The 15,957-nt window shown below is 51.9% G+C and carries 16 protein-coding genes; 10 read left to right on the forward strand and 6 right to left on the reverse strand.

What is annotated here, in order from left to right; translation table 11 throughout:
- Positions 1 to 11 precede the first annotated feature (11 nt).
- From murC to lpxC, 6 genes are all read left to right on the forward strand, one after another.
- Positions 12 to 1,487: a UDP-N-acetylmuramate--L-alanine ligase gene (murC, locus tag ACMHLI_RS00750; protein ID WP_413527828.1), complete on the forward strand. Its 1,476-nt coding sequence runs from the start codon at positions 12 to 14 to the stop codon at positions 1,485 to 1,487.
- On the forward strand, positions 1,480 to 2,400 hold the full coding sequence (locus tag ACMHLI_RS00755) for a D-alanine--D-alanine ligase (protein WP_413527829.1): 921 nt from the start codon (positions 1,480 to 1,482) through the stop codon (positions 2,398 to 2,400). The genes murC and ACMHLI_RS00755 overlap by 8 nt, the downstream gene beginning before the upstream one ends.
- A 1-nt stretch (position 2,401) precedes the next feature.
- Positions 2,402 to 3,244, forward strand: a complete 843-nt coding sequence (gene ftsQ / locus ACMHLI_RS00760; protein WP_413527830.1) for a cell division protein FtsQ — start codon at positions 2,402 to 2,404, stop codon at positions 3,242 to 3,244.
- Complete coding sequence (ftsA, locus tag ACMHLI_RS00765; protein ID WP_009634688.1) at positions 3,241 to 4,497, forward strand: cell division protein FtsA; 1,257 nt, start codon at positions 3,241 to 3,243, stop codon at positions 4,495 to 4,497. The genes ftsQ and ftsA overlap by 4 nt, the downstream gene beginning before the upstream one ends.
- Before the next feature lie 71 nt (positions 4,498 to 4,568).
- Positions 4,569 to 5,723: a cell division protein FtsZ gene (gene ftsZ, locus ACMHLI_RS00770; protein ID WP_013577005.1), complete on the forward strand. Its 1,155-nt coding sequence runs from the start codon at positions 4,569 to 4,571 to the stop codon at positions 5,721 to 5,723.
- Between the two features lie 105 nt (positions 5,724 to 5,828).
- Positions 5,829 to 6,746: a UDP-3-O-acyl-N-acetylglucosamine deacetylase gene (lpxC, locus tag ACMHLI_RS00775; protein ID WP_112168705.1), complete on the forward strand. Its 918-nt coding sequence runs from the start codon at positions 5,829 to 5,831 to the stop codon at positions 6,744 to 6,746.
- Between the two features lie 20 nt (positions 6,747 to 6,766).
- Here lpxC and ACMHLI_RS00780 read toward each other — a convergent pair whose 3' ends face one another.
- On the reverse strand, positions 6,767 to 7,291 hold the full coding sequence (locus ACMHLI_RS00780) for a DUF721 domain-containing protein (RefSeq protein ID WP_112168704.1): 525 nt from the start codon (positions 7,289 to 7,291) through the stop codon (positions 6,767 to 6,769).
- A 26-nt stretch (positions 7,292 to 7,317) separates the two neighbouring features.
- Here ACMHLI_RS00780 and secM point away from each other — a divergent pair, with 26 nt between their 5' ends.
- The 3 genes from secM (at position 7,318) to mutT (ending at position 11,154) form a co-directional block, all read left to right on the forward strand.
- Complete coding sequence (gene secM / locus ACMHLI_RS00785) at positions 7,318 to 7,842, forward strand: secA translation cis-regulator SecM (protein WP_413527831.1); 525 nt, start codon at positions 7,318 to 7,320, stop codon at positions 7,840 to 7,842.
- Between the two features lie 78 nt (positions 7,843 to 7,920).
- Positions 7,921 to 10,638 (forward strand): preprotein translocase subunit SecA, encoded by a 2,718-nt coding sequence (gene secA / locus ACMHLI_RS00790; protein ID WP_413527832.1) that lies wholly within the window; start codon positions 7,921 to 7,923, stop codon positions 10,636 to 10,638.
- 114 nt (positions 10,639 to 10,752) lie between these two features.
- Positions 10,753 to 11,154 carry an 8-oxo-dGTP diphosphatase MutT gene (mutT, locus tag ACMHLI_RS00795; RefSeq protein ID WP_413527833.1) on the forward strand — a complete coding sequence of 134 codons (402 nt, stop codon included), beginning with the start codon at positions 10,753 to 10,755 and terminating at the stop codon, positions 11,152 to 11,154.
- Positions 11,155 to 11,229: 75 nt separating this feature from the next.
- Here the strand turns inward: mutT and yacG are convergent, their stop codons facing one another.
- The 3 genes from yacG to coaE are packed head-to-tail and all read right to left on the reverse strand — an operon-like array spanning position 11,230 to position 12,846.
- Positions 11,230 to 11,427: a DNA gyrase inhibitor YacG gene (gene yacG / locus ACMHLI_RS00800; RefSeq protein WP_413527834.1), complete on the reverse strand. Its 198-nt coding sequence runs from the start codon at positions 11,425 to 11,427 to the stop codon at positions 11,230 to 11,232.
- A 9-nt stretch (positions 11,428 to 11,436) separates the two neighbouring features.
- Positions 11,437 to 12,189 (reverse strand): cell division protein ZapD, encoded by a 753-nt coding sequence (zapD, locus tag ACMHLI_RS00805; protein WP_413527835.1) that lies wholly within the window; start codon positions 12,187 to 12,189, stop codon positions 11,437 to 11,439.
- 48 nt (positions 12,190 to 12,237) lie between these two features.
- Positions 12,238 to 12,846, reverse strand: coding sequence for a dephospho-CoA kinase (gene coaE, locus ACMHLI_RS00810; RefSeq protein WP_413527836.1), 609 nt, complete (start codon positions 12,844 to 12,846; stop codon positions 12,238 to 12,240).
- 242 nt (positions 12,847 to 13,088) lie between these two features.
- Here coaE and ACMHLI_RS00815 point away from each other — a divergent pair, with 242 nt between their 5' ends.
- Positions 13,089 to 14,132: a GMP reductase gene (locus tag ACMHLI_RS00815; protein WP_413527837.1), complete on the forward strand. Its 1,044-nt coding sequence runs from the start codon at positions 13,089 to 13,091 to the stop codon at positions 14,130 to 14,132.
- Positions 14,133 to 14,236: 104 nt separating this feature from the next.
- On the opposite strand, the gene hofC is transcribed toward ACMHLI_RS00815, so the two are convergent.
- Complete coding sequence (hofC, locus tag ACMHLI_RS00820; protein ID WP_413527838.1) at positions 14,237 to 15,457, reverse strand: protein transport protein HofC; 1,221 nt, start codon at positions 15,455 to 15,457, stop codon at positions 14,237 to 14,239.
- Entirely contained in the window at positions 15,454 to 15,945 is a 492-nt protein-coding gene (locus ACMHLI_RS00825; protein ID WP_413527839.1) for an ATPase, T2SS/T4P/T4SS family, read from the reverse strand. The genes hofC and ACMHLI_RS00825 overlap by 4 nt, the downstream gene beginning before the upstream one ends.
- Positions 15,946 to 15,957 lie beyond the last annotated feature (12 nt).

Raw genomic sequence — 15,957 nt, forward strand, 5'->3', positions numbered from 1 at the left:
TGAATAAAAACGTGAATACACAACAATTGGCGAAACTGCGTACCTTCGTGCCCGAGATGCATCGTGTCCGGCACATTCACTTTGTTGGCATCGGTGGTGCCGGCATGGGTGGTATCGCCGAAGTGTTGGCAAATGAAGGCTATCAGATCAGTGGTTCTGACCTAGCACCTAATGCTGTGACGCAGCAACTGACGGCGCTGGGCGCGAAGATTTATTTCAATCACCGCCCTGAGAACGTGCTGGATGCCAGCGTAGTGGTGGTTTCAACGGCGATCTCTTCCGATAACCCGGAAATCGTTGCCGCACGCGAAGCGCGGATACCTGTGATACGCCGCGCGGAAATGCTCGCCGAACTGATGCGTTTTCGTCACGGCATCGCCGTGGCAGGTACGCACGGTAAAACCACGACCACAGCTATGGTCACCAGTATTTATGCCGAGGCCGGACTGGATCCGACCTTTGTGAACGGTGGATTGGTGAAAGCTGCAGGCACGCACGCACGTCTGGGCTCAAGCCGCTTCCTGATTGCTGAAGCAGACGAAAGTGACGCGTCCTTCCTGCATCTGCAACCAATGGTGGCTATTGTCACTAATATCGAAGCCGACCACATGGACACGTATCAGGGCGATTTTGAAAACCTGAAACAAACGTTTGTGAATTTCCTGCATAACCTGCCGTTCTACGGACGCGCAGTGATGTGCATCGATGATCCGGTGATCAGGGAACTGCTCCCACGCGTTGGTCGTCACATCACTACCTACGGCTTTAGCGAAGACGCAGACGTGATGATCGAGAGCTACCGGCAGGAAGGCGCGCAAGGGCACTTCACTCTGCGTCGTCACGACCTGCCGCAGATCACAGTGACGCTGAACGCACCGGGCCGTCATAACGCCCTGAATGCAGCCGCTGCGGTTGCGGTCGCGACCGATGAAGGGATCTGCGACGACGCGATTTTGCGGGCGCTGGAAGGCTTCCAGGGCACCGGGCGTCGTTTCGATTTCCTCGGTGAATTCGCACTGCAGAATGTGAACGGCAAATCCGGCAGCGCCATGCTGGTTGATGACTACGGTCACCATCCGACAGAAGTGGACGCCACTGTAAAAGCGGCACGCGCGGGCTGGGCGAATAAACGTCTGGTGATGATTTTCCAGCCGCACCGCTACACGCGCACCCGCGATTTGTACGATGATTTCGCCAACGTGTTGTCACAGGTCGATGTACTGATCATGCTTGATGTTTACCCGGCTGGCGAAGCGCCGATTCCGGGCGCAGACAGTCGCTCGTTGTGCCGCACCATTCGTGCACGTGGCAAGCTGGATCCGATTCTGGTTTCTGATATTGACGCTGTGCCTGAAAGTCTGGCGCAGATCCTCGAAGGGGATGATTTAGTCCTGGTTCAGGGCGCTGGTACCATCGGCAAAGTGGCCCGCAAATTGGCTGATCAAAAGTTGCAGCCAGTGAAGAAAGGTGAAGAACATCATGTCTGAGAAAGTAGCAGTTTTATTTGGTGGTACTTCCGCAGAGCGCGATGTGTCATTACAGTCCGGTGCTGCCGTGCTGGCAGGCTTACGTGAGTCTGGCGTGGATGCTCACGGCATTGATACTAAAACAGTTAACGTTGCGCTGCTTAAAGAGCAGGGCTTTAGTAAAGTCTTTATTGCGTTGCACGGTCGCGGTGGTGAAGACGGCACGATGCAGGGCATGCTCGAGCAAATCGGCCTGCCGTATACTGGCAGCGGCGTGATGGCTTCCGCCCTGACCATGGACAAATTTCGCACCAAACTGGTGTGGCAGGCGCTGGGTTTACCGGTTGCCCCATTCGTGGCGTTGCATCGTTCACAAATTGAAGAAGCAGGGCAGGGTGCTCTGGCAGCAAAAATCGCGGAGTTGGGTTTACCGCTGATCGTCAAGCCAAGTCGCGAAGGCTCCAGCGTTGGCATGAGCAAAGTGACAACCGAACAAGAGTTGTTACCAGCCCTGCAGGAAGGTTTCCGCCATGACGATAACGTCCTGGTGGAAAAATGGCTGAGCGGCCCGGAATACACCGTCGCTATCGTGGGTGAACAGGTGATGCCTTCGATCCGCATCCAGCCTGCCGGGACGTTTTATGACTATCAGGCAAAATATCTGTCTGATGAAACACAGTATTTTTGCCCAAGTGGTTTAAGTCAGGCGCAGGAAGACGCATTGTCCGCTCTGGCATTACAGGCTTATCAGGCGCTCGATTGCAGCGGCTGGGGACGCGTTGATGTCATGCAGGATGGCGACGGCAGCTTTAATCTGCTGGAAGCCAATACGTCGCCGGGTATGACCAGCCACAGTCTGGTGCCGATGGCGGCGAAAAATGCCGGGCTGAGTTTCCCGCAATTGGTTTTCCGTATTCTGGAACTGGCTGACTGATATGTCTCAAGCCGCCCTGAATACCCGAGAGCGAGAGACGGCCGAGAGCAATAACGGCGGCCGTCGCAGTAATGGCGGCCAGCTGGCAGGGATCGTGTTTCTGCTGCTGGTCGCAGGCACCATCTTATGGAGTGCATGGGCCGTTGTTGTCTGGATGCAGGATGCAAACCGGCTGCCGTTATCGCAGCTGGTGGTGACCGGCGAGCGCCATTACACCACTAACGACGATATTCGTCAGGCGATCCTGTCCTTAGGGGCGCCGGGCACGTTCATGACGCAGGATGTGAATATCATCCAGCAACAGATTGAGCGTTTGCCGTGGATTAAACAGGCCAGCGTACGCAAGCAATGGCCGAATGAACTGAAGATACATCTGGTGGAGTATGTGCCGGTTGCACACTGGAATGATTTGCATATGGTCGATGCCGACGGCAAGTCATTCAGCATACCCGCCGAGCGAGTAGTGAATCAGAAAATGCCGTTGCTCTATGGTCCGGAAGGCAGCGAACAGGATGTTTTGCAAGGCTATCAAACGATGAGTCAGGCGCTGGCCGCCGGCAAGTTCACGTTGAAAGCCGTGGCAATGAGTGCTCGTCACTCGTGGCAGTTAACTCTGGATAATGATGTTCGGCTGGAGTTGGGGAGAGATGACCGGATGGGGCGTTTACAACGTTTTATTGAACTTTATCCGCGATTCCAGCAACAGGCCGACGCCGATAAAATACGCATCACTTATGTCGATTTACGTTATGACAGCGGTGCGTCAGTCGGTTGGGCGCCGGAGTTTATTGACCAGCAAAACAGTAATCAGCAACAGAATCAGGCACAGGCTAAACAACAATGATCAAGTCGACGGACAGAAAACTGGTAGTTGGGCTGGAAATCGGTACTGCAAAAGTCGCCGCATTGGTGGGTGAAGTCCTGCCCGATGGCATGGTCAATATTATCGGCGTGGGCAGTTGCCCATCCCGTGGCATGGACAAGGGTGGCGTTAACGATCTGGAATCGGTGGTGAAATGCGTTCAGCGCGCCATCGATCAGGCCGAACTGATGGCTGATTGTCAGATTTCCTCTGTTTACCTCGCTTTATCTGGTAAACATATCAGTTGTCAGAATGAAATAGGGATGGTTCCTATTTCAGAAGAGGAAGTGACGCAGGAAGATGTAGAGAACGTTGTGCATACCGCTAAGTCGGTGCGCGTGCGTGATGAGCATCGGGTGCTTCACGTTATTCCTCAGGAATATGCCATCGATTATCAGGAAGGCATTAAAAATCCAGTGGGGTTATCCGGCGTGCGTATGCAGGCTAAAGTTCACCTGATCACCTGCCATAACGATATGGCGAAGAACATTGTTAAAGCGGTTGAACGATGCGGTCTGAAAGTTGACCAACTGATTTTCGCCGGTCTGGCCGCCAGTTATGCCGTTCTGACCGAAGATGAACGTGAATTAGGTGTCTGTGTCGTCGATATTGGTGGCGGAACCATGGATATCGCTGTTTATACCGGTGGCGCACTGCGTCATACTAAGGTTATCCCTTATGCAGGGAATGTGGTCACCAGCGATATCGCTTATGCGTTTGGTACACCACCGACTGATGCCGAAGCCATTAAGGTTCGCCATGGTTGCGCATTAGGGTCGATTGTCGGCAAAGACGAAAATGTCGAAGTGCCGAGCGTGGGCGGACGTCCGCCACGCAGTCTGCAACGGCAGACACTGGCTGAAGTCATCGAGCCTCGTTATACAGAATTGCTAAATCTTGTGAATGACGAAATTTTGCAATTGCAGGAGCAGTTACGTCAGCAGGGCGTAAAACATCATCTGGCCGCAGGTATCGTATTGACAGGCGGCGCAGCACAAATTGATGGTCTGGCAGCTTGTGCGCAACGGGTATTCCATACTCAGGTGCGTATCGGGCAACCTCTGAACATCACCGGGCTGACAGATTATGCGCAGGAACCTTACTACTCAACTGCTGTAGGGCTGCTGCACTATGGTAAAGAGTCTCACCTGAGCGGTGAGGCCGAAGTGGAAAAACGCGCCTCAGTGGGCAACTGGTTCAAACGAATCAATAGCTGGCTGAGAAAAGAGTTTTAATGTTTTAACAACGGGATCATGCTTTCAAGTATTTCGATCCCGACGCGACAGGCACAAAACGGAGAGAAACTATGTTTGAACCTATGGAACTGACCAACGATGCGGTGATTAAAGTCATCGGCGTCGGCGGTGGCGGCGGTAACGCTGTCGAACACATGGTGCGTGAGCGCATCGAAGGTGTTGAATTCTTTGCCGTTAACACCGACGCTCAGGCGTTGCGTAAAACGGCAGTAGGCCAGACTATTCAGATCGGTAGCGGTATTACCAAAGGTCTGGGTGCTGGTGCGAACCCGGAAGTGGGTCGCAATTCTGCAGAAGAAGATCGTGAAGCCCTGCGTGCTGCGCTCGAAGGTGCTGACATGGTCTTTATCGCAGCGGGCATGGGCGGCGGTACCGGTACCGGTGCAGCGCCAGTGGTTGCTGAAGTCGCTAAAGATTTAGGTATTCTGACCGTCGCTGTCGTGACTAAGCCATTCAACTTTGAAGGCAAAAAACGCATGGCATTCGCGGAGCAGGGTATCGCTGAGCTGTCCAAACACGTGGACTCCCTGATCACTATCCCGAACGACAAACTGTTGAAAGTTCTGGGTCGCGGTATTTCCCTGCTGGACGCCTTCGGTGCGGCCAACGACGTGCTGAAAGGCGCGGTACAGGGTATTGCGGAGCTGATCACCCGTCCGGGTCTGATGAACGTTGACTTCGCCGACGTGCGCACCGTGATGTCCGAAATGGGTTATGCCATGATGGGCTCCGGCGTGGCTTGTGGTGAAGACCGTGCAGAAGAAGCGGCTGAAATGGCGATCTCCAGCCCGCTGCTGGAAGATATCGATCTGTCAGGTGCTCGCGGCGTTCTGGTCAACATTACTGCCGGCTTTGACCTGCGTCTGGATGAATTCGAAACCGTGGGTAACACCATCCGTGCTTTCGCTTCTGACAACGCAACCGTGGTTATCGGTACTTCTCTTGACCCGGAAATGAATGACGAACTGCGCGTAACAGTCGTGGCAACCGGCATTGGCATGGACAAACGTCCTGAGATCACTTTGGTGACCAATAAGCCAGCCAGCCAGCCTGTTATGGATCATCGTTACCAGCAGCACGGGATGTCTCCGTTGCCGCAGGAAACGAAGCCAGCTGCCAAAGTGGTTAACGATCAAAGCGCGCAATCCAATAAAGAGCCCGACTATCTGGACATCCCGGCCTTCCTGCGTAAGCAGGCAGACTAGTCCGAATTGTAGGATCTCCGCTCTTTGTGCTAAACTGTCCCGCCAACCTTAATGTACTATGAAAAGGTTGGTAGGATAGATGGATAACATTGCGAGATAAAAACGATGATCAAACAACGTACATTAAAACGTATCGTTCAGGCGACGGGCGTCGGTTTACATACCGGCAAGAAAGTCACCCTGACTCTGCGTCCTGCACCGGCCAATACCGGGGTCATCTATCGTCGCACTGACTTGAATCCACCGGTCGATTTCCCGGCAGATGCCAAATCCGTGCGTGATACCATGCTCTGTACTTGCCTGGTTAATGAGCATGACGTACGTATTTCTACGGTAGAGCACCTTAATGCGGCCCTCGCAGGCTTAGGCATCGATAACATTGTTATCGAAGTCGATGCGCCTGAAGTGCCAATTATGGATGGTAGTGCTGCACCTTTCGTCTATCTGTTGATGGATGCAGGGATTGAAGAGCTGAACTGCGCGAAGAAATTCCTGCGCATCAAACAGACTGTGCGTGTTGAAGACGGTGACAAGTGGGCCGAGTTTAAACCTTTCAATGGTTTCTCTCTGGACTTCACTATCGACTTTAAGCACCCGGCGATTGATTCCAGCTCACAGCGCTACAAAATGAATTTCTCTGCAGAAGCATTTGTTCGCCAAATCAGCCGCGCACGCACATTTGGTTTTATGCGTGATATCGAGTACCTGCAGTCACGTGGTTTGTGCCTGGGTGGCAGCTTTGATTGTGCGATTGTTGTGGATGATTACCGCGTACTTAACGAAGATGGCCTGCGTTTTGAAGATGAGTTCGTTCGTCACAAAATGTTAGATGCTATCGGCGATCTGTTCATGTGTGGACATAATATCATTGGTGCGTTTACCGCATACAAGTCTGGCCATGCATTGAACAACAAGTTACTGCAAGCGGTATTGGCGCAGCAGGAAGCCTGGGAACTTGTTACCTTCCAGGATGAAGCTGAAGTGCCATTGGCTTTCAAAGCCCCTTCTACAGTATTGGCATAATCAGTACAGATATTACGGTTTTACTTATTACGACTGGTTGTTCTGGCACTCTCTCCGGCCAGGTCAGCCAGTCGTTCTAATGCCTTCCTTAATTTTTCCGGGCTACGGCTCGCCAGTCCTCTCAATTCATCCGCACTCTGTGAACTCAAATGCCTGACTGGCATCGACTCTGCTGCGATCGCTTTATTTTTCTCGGCAATCTGCGAAGCATTTTCCATTTTAGCCATCAACGAAGGATTAATCCTGATGTCGATTGATGACAATGATGGTAGAATTTGCGCTCGAAGTGCGGAGAGTAATGCCGGTTGTTCATAGCGTAATCGCATCATCCAGCTGGCATTAGCGATTTCCAGCACTAAAACTCCCTGTCGATAATTACCGACGCGACACCATGGTTGCATGGGCGACGGTAACAGACCCTTCACTGCGCGGTTGAGTTTTAATAACGCCGCAGCGCGCTGTTGTACATTCCGCAGCGGGCTTTGTTCCGTTGAAGAGGCGTCATCGAACAGGATATCTAATAATTGTGGGCGACTATCGCGCATGATGGGCTCCGGCGGATTGTAAACGTGTGATTGGTATTCTAAATCGTTGGCGACAATTTGGCAGAAAGTATTTTTGGCCGCATCTCCTGTTGGGGATGGTCGCGGCGAGCCTTGGCGTGTCGACGAATCTCTCACAAACGGAACTGGCCGCAGTTCCTAATACGTCTTCAAGTCTAAACCGTCTAAACATTGGCAATACCGGGCTGAGTAATCTCGCCTTACTTCAGGCGCATCGTCGCCCGTCTTTCGGTGTGGATTACTGGCAGCAGCATGCGCTACGCACGGTAATTCGTCACCTTTCTTTTGCTCTGGCACCGCAGGTCGTTTATACCGCCGCGCCGGAAGTGGTCGCTGAAGAAGCCGAGCCGCTGCACGTTCAGCAGATGGCTTTACTGGTGACCCTGAATGCCTTACTGACCCATGAATCCAAACCTCCGGTGATCATTCGTCGGACGCAGCAGCCTTTGCTGACCACCTCCTCTTCGCATCAAACCGGCCTGTGGCTGGCACAGGTGCAAGGCATTCGTGCCGGCCCGGTCACCCTGATTTAACACTCGTATTTAAGTAATTTATCTATAAATCAATAAATTAGGGTCGTCTTTGACGACATCAAAGAGATATTAAGCATCATGTTAATCAAATTATTGACCAAAGTTTTTGGTAGTCGTAACGATCGTACATTGCGCCGTATGCGCAAAGTGGTTGAGCTCATCAACCGTATGGAACCTGAAGTTCAGAAGCTGACAGACGATCAGCTGAGAGCCAAAACTGATGAATTCCGTGCACGCCTGGCGAAAGGCGAAGTGCTGGAAATGTTGATCCCTGAAGCCTTTGCTGTGGTACGTGAATCCAGCAAACGTGTATTCGGTATGCGTCACTTCGACGTGCAACTGCTCGGTGGTATGGTGCTCAATGAGCGTTGTATCGCAGAAATGCGTACTGGTGAAGGTAAAACCCTGACGGCAACACTGCCGGCTTATTTGAACGCGCTGAGCGGCAAAGGTGTTCACGTCGTGACCGTCAATGACTACTTAGCCCAGCGTGACGCCGAAAATAACCGTCCATTGTTTGAATTCCTGGGCCTGAGCATCGGGATTAACTTACCGGGCATGCCTTCCCCTGCCAAGCGCGCAGCTTACGCAGCGGACATCACTTATGGTACGAACAACGAATACGGCTTTGACTACCTGCGTGACAACATGGCGTTTAGCCCTGAAGAACGTGTACAGCGTAAACTTCACTACGCGCTGGTGGATGAGGTCGACTCCATCCTTATCGATGAAGCTCGTACTCCGCTGATCATCTCCGGCCCGGCCGAAGACAGCTCAGAAATGTACACCCGCGTAGACAAACTGATCCCTAAACTGATCCGTCAGGAAAAAGAGGATTCAGATTCCTTCCAGGGCGAAGGCCACTTCTCCGTGGATGAGAAAGCGCGTCAGGTTCACCTGACGGAACGCGGTCTGGTGCTGATTGAAGAAATGCTGGTAGAAGCGGGCATCATGGAAGAGGGCGAATCCCTGTATTCCCCGACTAACATCATGCTGATGCACCACGTAACTGCTGCGCTGCGTGCGCACGTGCTGTTCACCCGCGATGTCGATTACATCGTGAAAGACGGTGAAGTTATTATCGTCGATGAGCACACTGGCCGTACGATGCAGGGCCGCCGCTGGTCTGATGGTTTGCATCAGGCAGTGGAAGCGAAAGAAGGTGTGGATATTCAAAACGAAAACCAGACGCTGGCTTCCATCACTTTCCAGAACTACTTCCGTCTGTACGAAAAACTGGCCGGTATGACCGGTACCGCAGATACCGAAGCATTCGAATTCAGCTCCATTTATAAGCTTGATACCATTGTTGTGCCAACGAACCGCCCTATGGTGCGTAAAGATATGGCAGACCTGGTTTATATGACTGAAATGGAAAAGATTGGCGCAATCATCGAAGACATTCGTAATTGTACTGCCAACGGCCAGCCGGTTCTGGTGGGTACGATCTCGATTGAGAAATCAGAAGTCGTCTCCAACGAACTGACCAAAGCGGGTATCGCGCACAGCGTACTGAACGCCAAATTCCACGCCAAAGAAGCGGAAATCGTTTCTCAGGCAGGTCAGCCAAGTGCGGTGACTATCGCAACCAACATGGCCGGTCGTGGTACCGATATCGTGTTGGGCGGCAGCTGGCAGGTTGAAGTTGAGAATCTGGGCGAAGAAGCCACCGACGAGAAAATCGCAGAAATCAAGGCAGCGTGGCAGATTCGTCATGATGCCGTGCTGGCCTCCGGTGGTTTGCACATCATTGGTACCGAGCGTCATGAATCACGTCGTATCGATAACCAGCTGCGCGGCCGTGCGGGTCGTCAGGGTGATGCCGGTTCTTCACGCTTCTACCTGTCAATGGAAGATGCCCTGATGCGTATCTTCGCGTCCGATCGCGTTTCCGGCATGATGCGTAAACTGGGTATGAAACCGGGCGAAGCGATTGAGCACCCTTGGGTGACCAAGGCAATTGCCAATGCACAGCGTAAAGTTGAAAGCCGTAACTTCGATATCCGTAAGCAGTTGCTGGAATACGATGATGTGGCAAGCGATCAGCGTCGTGCGATCTACAGCCAGCGTAATGAACTGCTGGATGTCTCTGACGTGAGCGAAACCATCGCCAGCATTCGTGAAGACGTGTTCAAAACTACCATCGACAGCTACATTCCGCCTCAGTCATTGGAAGAAATGTGGGATGTTGAAGGTCTGGAACAGCGTCTGAAGGCCGATTTTGAGCTTGAAATGCCGATTGCAGAGTGGCTGGATAAAGAGCCAGAGCTGCATGAAGAAACTCTGCGCGAACGGATTATGGAACTTGCGAAAGAATCTTACGCCCGTAAAGAAGAAGTGGTTGGCGCTGAAATGATGCGTAACTTCGAGAAAGGCGTGATGCTGCAAACCCTCGATTCCCTGTGGAAAGAGCATCTGGCGGCGATGGATTATCTGCGCCAGGGTATCCATTTACGCGGTTACGCGCAGAAAGATCCAAAGCAGGAATACAAACGCGAGTCCTTCGCCATGTTTGCTGCAATGCTTGAATCACTGAAATACGAAGTCGTCAGCGTGCTGAGCAAAGTGCAGGTTCGCATGCCTGAAGAAGTGGAAGCGATGGAGCTTCAGCGTCGTGAAGAGGCCGAGCGTCTGGCGCGTCAGCAACAACTGAGCCATCAGGATCAGCTGGAAGTTGAAGTGGAAGAGGCAGCACGTCTTGCTTCTTCGGGCGAGCGTAAAGTCGGGCGCAACGATCTTTGCCCGTGCGGTTCCGGTAAAAAATACAAACAATGCCATGGCCGCCTGCAAAAGTAAGATATCAGGCTAAGTCATCGTGTTAATCTTAAAGGCGGCTAATCACCGCCTTTATTTTTTGTCTTAAAAGTACGGTTCAGTACAGGAATTTCAGTCAGGGGAAAGGTGAATACTGTGACGCTTAAGCAACTGAATATCTCAGTCGGCATCATCCGTAATGCGCAGAAAGAAATTTTTATTACTCAGCGTGATGCTTCATCACACATGGCAGGTTTTTGGGAGTTTCCCGGCGGCAAGATCGAATCGGGGGAGACGCCTGAACAGGCTTTGATCCGCGAATTACAAGAAGAAGTCGGGATCGAGGCTACATCTCTGGTATTGCTCGATACTCTTGAGCACCGCTTTCCTGACCGTATCATTACGCTGCACTTCTTTATGGTGGAAGGCTGGAAGGGCGAGCCGTATGGTAAAGAAGGCCAGCCGAAACGCTGGATTGCACAGTCGCAGCTAAATGAAGCAGAGTTTCCGCCGGCCAATGAAGCGATCGTCCGGGCACTGAAAAATAATCAGTTCTGATAGACGTTAAATTCCGCGTACGAAAAAGGGGCCGAAGCCCCTTTCTGTTATCTCTTCTCGTGCATGCTTCGCGCGTTAAATCTCTTCTTCGCTCCAGTCATCCAGATCGTTAATATCCCCTTTGCTGGGAATACGTTTCTCTTCATCGGCCCATTCGCCGAGGTCGATCAGCTGACAGCGTTTACAGCAGAAAGGACGGTAAGGACTTTGCTCGCCCCACACCACCGTTTTGCCACAGGTCGGGCAATTTACTTCAATAATTTCGGGATCCATTTGCAACTCCTAGCAGCAGGCAAGATCAAAATTCAGTCGCGCGGGAACCACGCCATGTTCGCTGTCGAGGGGTAAAAAGCGAATGGCATAACGGGTTTTGTGCCCGGACACTTGCGGATAAAGCAAATTTTCCATCGACAGGCGTAATCGTAACAGATCTGCGCCTTCAGCATTGTCCTGGAAAAAACCGTTAAGGCTGATTTGATTGCGGAAAACGCCGGACTGGCGGATCAAATCTAATACCATCGTGAGCGAATTGTTCAGCGGAGCCAGCGTTTCCAGCCAGTTTTGTACTTCGCTATCCCTCTGAGATTGTGCCAGATGCAGCCAGATATGCAGCGTCGGTAGGTCAAAGCTGCAACAGCCGCCCGGAATGCTGAGACGCTGACGTACCAGCGCAATCATGCGATCTTCTTTCAGCGCCTGACCAATACGCGGGGCTTTCATCAGCACGCCTGCACACTGCTTCAGCTCAGTGCGTAACCCTTCAATGCGGGCCAAATCGACGCCGGGAACATCCTGCCACTGGGACAATTTTTGTTGCTGACGCTCAAGCTCTTTCAGCAAATCGGTGCGGACTTCACCGCGTTCTAACACATCCAGTAAGTCGGATGCCGTGCGAAAGAACAGCAGGGCGGAAGAAATACCAGTGACCTGTGCATTGGCATGCAGCTGCTGTAACAGAAATTCAATGCGCAACCAGGTACGCATTTTTTCATTTAACGGATGTTCAAAAAGAACTGTGGCTGCTGCTTCACTCATGCTGGGCAATATCCTGTCTGTTTTCCCCTTGATAATTCGACGAATTATTCATGGAGATACTGATGCCGCCAATTTTAAATAGCGGCTATGTAATTGGGCAACACGCGGTTCAATCGTTTCAGGACCGCCGCTGTTATCAATGATGTCATCCGCGCAGGCCAGCCGTTTTTTACGGCCCACCTGCGAGGCAATAATATTTTCAGCCTGCTCGCGGCTGACGCCGTCGCGCTGTATCGTGCGCGAAAGCTGAGTGAGTGGATCAACGTCGACCACCAGTATGCGATTGGCCTGCGCCTGCAATCCATTTTCAATTAATAACGGTACGACCCAGAGCGCGTACGGCGTTTGCGCCTGCGCGATAAGGCGCTGCATTTGGGCATGGATAAGCGGATGCAGCAATTTATTAACCCATTCTTTTTCAACGGGGTTGCTGAATATACATTCTCTCAAAACGGCGCGGTTAAGCGAGCCGTCAGCGAGAAGAATATTGTGACCAAAATGGCTGCTCAGCGCATCCAGCGCGGGTTCGCCAGGGGCAACGACCTGACGGGCAATAATATCAGCATCGACAATGCTTACGCCGTGGCGTGCAAAGCTCTCAGCAACGGTGCTTTTCCCGCTACCTATGCCTCCGGTCAATGCAACGATATAGGTCATACGGATGCTCTGATAAAATTAGTTTGGTAAATGATAAAGAGATTATGAGTAAGTGCAAGCCGCTCTCGTGTTGGTTTCGGGCTCAAAAAATTATTCAGCGGCACAATCTAAAGTCTGTGACGCTCGTAGTAAAAGCCATCTTGCCGTTGTCATTTTCCTGTGTATGATAAAACCACTGGAAAGGGTGTCTAATTTTCGCTGTACGCCCTAGCGATCCGTCGCCAAACCAGGACAAACCCGTCATGCGCATTGAAGAAGATTTGAAATTAGGTTTTAAAGACGTACTTATCCGCCCTAAACGTTCCACCCTCAAAAGCCGTTCCGAAGTAGAACTGGAGCGCACCTTCACATTCAAACACTCCGCAATCAGCTGGTCAGGCACACCCATTATTGCCGCTAATATGGATACCGTGGGGACATTCCGCATGGCGACGGTGCTGGCATCTTTCGGCATGCTGACGGCAGTGCATAAACATTATACCGTTGAACAATGGCAGGCTTTCATCGCTTCTGCGGATGAATCTGTACTGCGCAATGTGATGGTTTCCACCGGGACGTCTGAAGCAGATTTTGTCAAAACGCTGCAAATTCTCGCCATGTCACCATTGCTGAAATTTGTGTGTCTTGATGTTGCTAACGGCTATTCGGAACACTTTGTCGATTTCCTGCAACGCGTACGCGAAGCCTGCCCTGACAAAGTCATCTGTGCTGGTAATGTAGTCACCGGTGAAATGGTCGAGGAGCTGATCCTCTCCGGTGCAGACATTGTCAAAGTCGGCATTGGACCAGGTTCAGTCTGTACAACCCGCGTTAAAACCGGTGTCGGTTATCCGCAGCTTTCCGCTGTGATCGAATGCGCTGATGCCGCACATGGTTTGGGCGGACAGATTGTCAGCGACGGCGGTTGTGCAGTGCCGGGCGATGTTGCTAAAGCTTTCGGCGGCGGCGCAGACTTCGTGATGCTCGGCGGAATGCTGGCAGCGCATGAAGAGTGTGAAGGTACGGTCGTCGAAGAGAATGGTGAAAAATTCATGCTTTTTTACGGCATGAGTTCCGAATCTGCGATGAAACGTCATGTCGGTGGTGTGGCTGAATATCGTGCAGCGGAAGGTAAAACCGTGAAGTTGCCTTTGCGAGGCCCGGTTGAAAACACTGTTCGCGATATCCTTGGCGGTCTGCGTTCTGCTTGCACTTATGTGGGTGCCGATCGTCTGAAAGAGCTGACAAAACGCACCACCTTTATCCGCGTTGCAGAGCAGGAAAACCGTCTGTTCGGCGGTAAATAACTCCTTAAAGACAAGAATGTCACCCACGCCATAAAGGCATCTCTAACGGCGAAACAGGATTTCGCCGTTTTCATTTCCAATGAAAGTCCCGTTTACAGGACGCTTCATCCCATCACCGAACCCAACTGGAAGATAGGCAGATACATGGCGATCACTAACCCACCAACAATTACGCCCATTACTGCCATCAGAACCGGTTCAATCGTTTGTGACAATGTGTCCGCCAGCGAATTTGCCTTTTCGTTATGCAGATGAGCCAGTTTCAGCAGCAACTCATCCAGTGAACCTGACTCCTCCCCGATTTTTATCAGTTGCTGACACAGCGAAGGAAACAGCGGCGACTGCACAAAGGCCTTATGCAAAGGTGTGCCTTGCATAATTTGCTCACGGATCTGGCTGAGCGCGCTCTGAAAATGCAAATTAGACAGGGAGGACGCCGCGGCCTCCAGCCCGGAAATCAGCGTCATTCCTGCCTGTTGAGTCATCGCCAGCGTCTGAAATATCTGGCTGAGGCAACTGTCGGTAACCAGCCGTGAGGTTATCGGCAACCTTAGCAGCAGCATTTGCTCCCGCTGCTTCCAGCGCTTTTGTGGATGTAGTTTGCGTAAATAGGCAAAGCAACCAAGAGATACAACTCCCGTCAGCCACGGACCGGTACTGATCAGGACATCCGATGTACTGACCAGCATGCGCGTGAACCACGGCAGCTTGGCATCAAAGGAGGCATAGATTTTGGCAAACTCCGGCAGAACCAGGGTCAGCATCAGTAAGGTCACTACCGTGGCTATTACACTGACAATCAGCGGATAGCGCAGGGCTTTTTTCACTTTGTCTCTTAGTTGTGCCTGCTGTTCCTGCTGTGCGGCCAGCTGTAAACAGCAGCGATCCATCTGACCGGTGATTTCACCGATGGCAATAATCTGCCGGTAGATATCCGGGAATACATCAGGATACGCATTCAGCATTGCTGATAAAGGCTTCCCTTCACGAACTCCTTTAGCGATATTTTGCAAAACGCATTGCCACGCCATTTTCGGATGCTCATTTGCTAGCAACATAAGGCTATTGACCAGCGGCAGTCCGGCCTGTAGCAGCGTGGCAAGTTGCCTGACCATCGCAACGCGTTCTGGATTTTTCCAGTAGCCCCGGTTCAGACGTTGCCTCATCTGAATCTTCAGCGGTTGTAAACTGGCTGCAAAGAGCTGCTGATAAAGGCCATCTTTGCTGGTCTCTATGCTGTTGCCTTGCTGAATGTTTCCCTGGATGTCGATGGCCTGCCAGTGATACAGGCACCCTCTTTGGGAAAGCGCAGGCATTTCACTCATGCATCGGTTTCCTCGCCGGTGACGCGATAGAGTTCTTCTAGCGAAGTGATCCCTTGCTCAACCAGCAACATTCCGGCTTCCTGCAGCGTGATTTGCCCCTGTTCGCGGGCAATTTTACTCAGCTCATTCACCGTGGCTTCTGCAACCAGTGCCTGCTGCAAGCGTGGGGTGATGCTCAGCGTTTCATAAATGCCTGTCCGTCCGTAATAGCCGGAAAAGCACTGATGACATCCGGCAGCCAGCCAAAGTGGAGTCTGGGCGCCTCGCCCGTTTTCACCTTTGCCGACAAACCCTATGTACGCCTTGCGGCAGTGCGGACAGAGTTTTCGCACCAGTCGCTGAGCAATAACCAGCCGCAGGCTGGCGGCAATATGAAAGCCTTCAATACCCATCTGCCGCAGCCGGGTCAGCGTTTCACAGGTGGAATTGGTATGTAACGTTGAAAGGACTACACATCTCTTATGATAAACTCCTGTTAAGTCTATCATGGTAACTTACTA

The organism is Rahnella inusitata, assembly GCF_965118895.1.
Taxonomy (GTDB): domain Bacteria; phylum Pseudomonadota; class Gammaproteobacteria; order Enterobacterales; family Enterobacteriaceae; genus Rahnella; species Rahnella inusitata_A.

Excerpts from the sequence above, each read along its gene's own strand:
- ACMHLI_RS00755 (WP_413527829.1), top strand. The coding sequence starts at position 1,480 with ATGTCTGAGAAAGTAGCAGTTTTATTTGGTGGTACTTCCGCAGAGCGC.
- ftsQ (WP_413527830.1), top strand. The coding sequence starts at position 2,402 with ATGTCTCAAGCCGCCCTGAATACCCGAGAGCGAGAGACGGCCGAGAGC.
- ftsA (WP_009634688.1), top strand. The coding sequence starts at position 3,241 with ATGATCAAGTCGACGGACAGAAAACTGGTAGTTGGGCTGGAAATCGGT.
- ftsZ (WP_013577005.1), top strand. The coding sequence starts at position 4,569 with ATGTTTGAACCTATGGAACTGACCAACGATGCGGTGATTAAAGTCATC.
- lpxC (WP_112168705.1), top strand. The coding sequence starts at position 5,829 with ATGATCAAACAACGTACATTAAAACGTATCGTTCAGGCGACGGGCGTC.
- ACMHLI_RS00780 (WP_112168704.1), bottom strand. The coding sequence starts at position 7,291 with ATGCGCGATAGTCGCCCACAATTATTAGATATCCTGTTCGATGACGCC.
- secA (WP_413527832.1), top strand. The coding sequence starts at position 7,921 with ATGTTAATCAAATTATTGACCAAAGTTTTTGGTAGTCGTAACGATCGT.
- yacG (WP_413527834.1), bottom strand. The coding sequence starts at position 11,427 with ATGGATCCCGAAATTATTGAAGTAAATTGCCCGACCTGTGGCAAAACG.
- zapD (WP_413527835.1), bottom strand. The coding sequence starts at position 12,189 with ATGAGTGAAGCAGCAGCCACAGTTCTTTTTGAACATCCGTTAAATGAA.
- coaE (WP_413527836.1), bottom strand. The coding sequence starts at position 12,846 with ATGACCTATATCGTTGCATTGACCGGAGGCATAGGTAGCGGGAAAAGC.
- ACMHLI_RS00815 (WP_413527837.1), top strand. The coding sequence starts at position 13,089 with ATGCGCATTGAAGAAGATTTGAAATTAGGTTTTAAAGACGTACTTATC.
- hofC (WP_413527838.1), bottom strand. The coding sequence starts at position 15,457 with ATGAGTGAAATGCCTGCGCTTTCCCAAAGAGGGTGCCTGTATCACTGG.
- ACMHLI_RS00825 (WP_413527839.1), bottom strand. The coding sequence starts at position 15,945 with ATGATAGACTTAACAGGAGTTTATCATAAGAGATGTGTAGTCCTTTCA.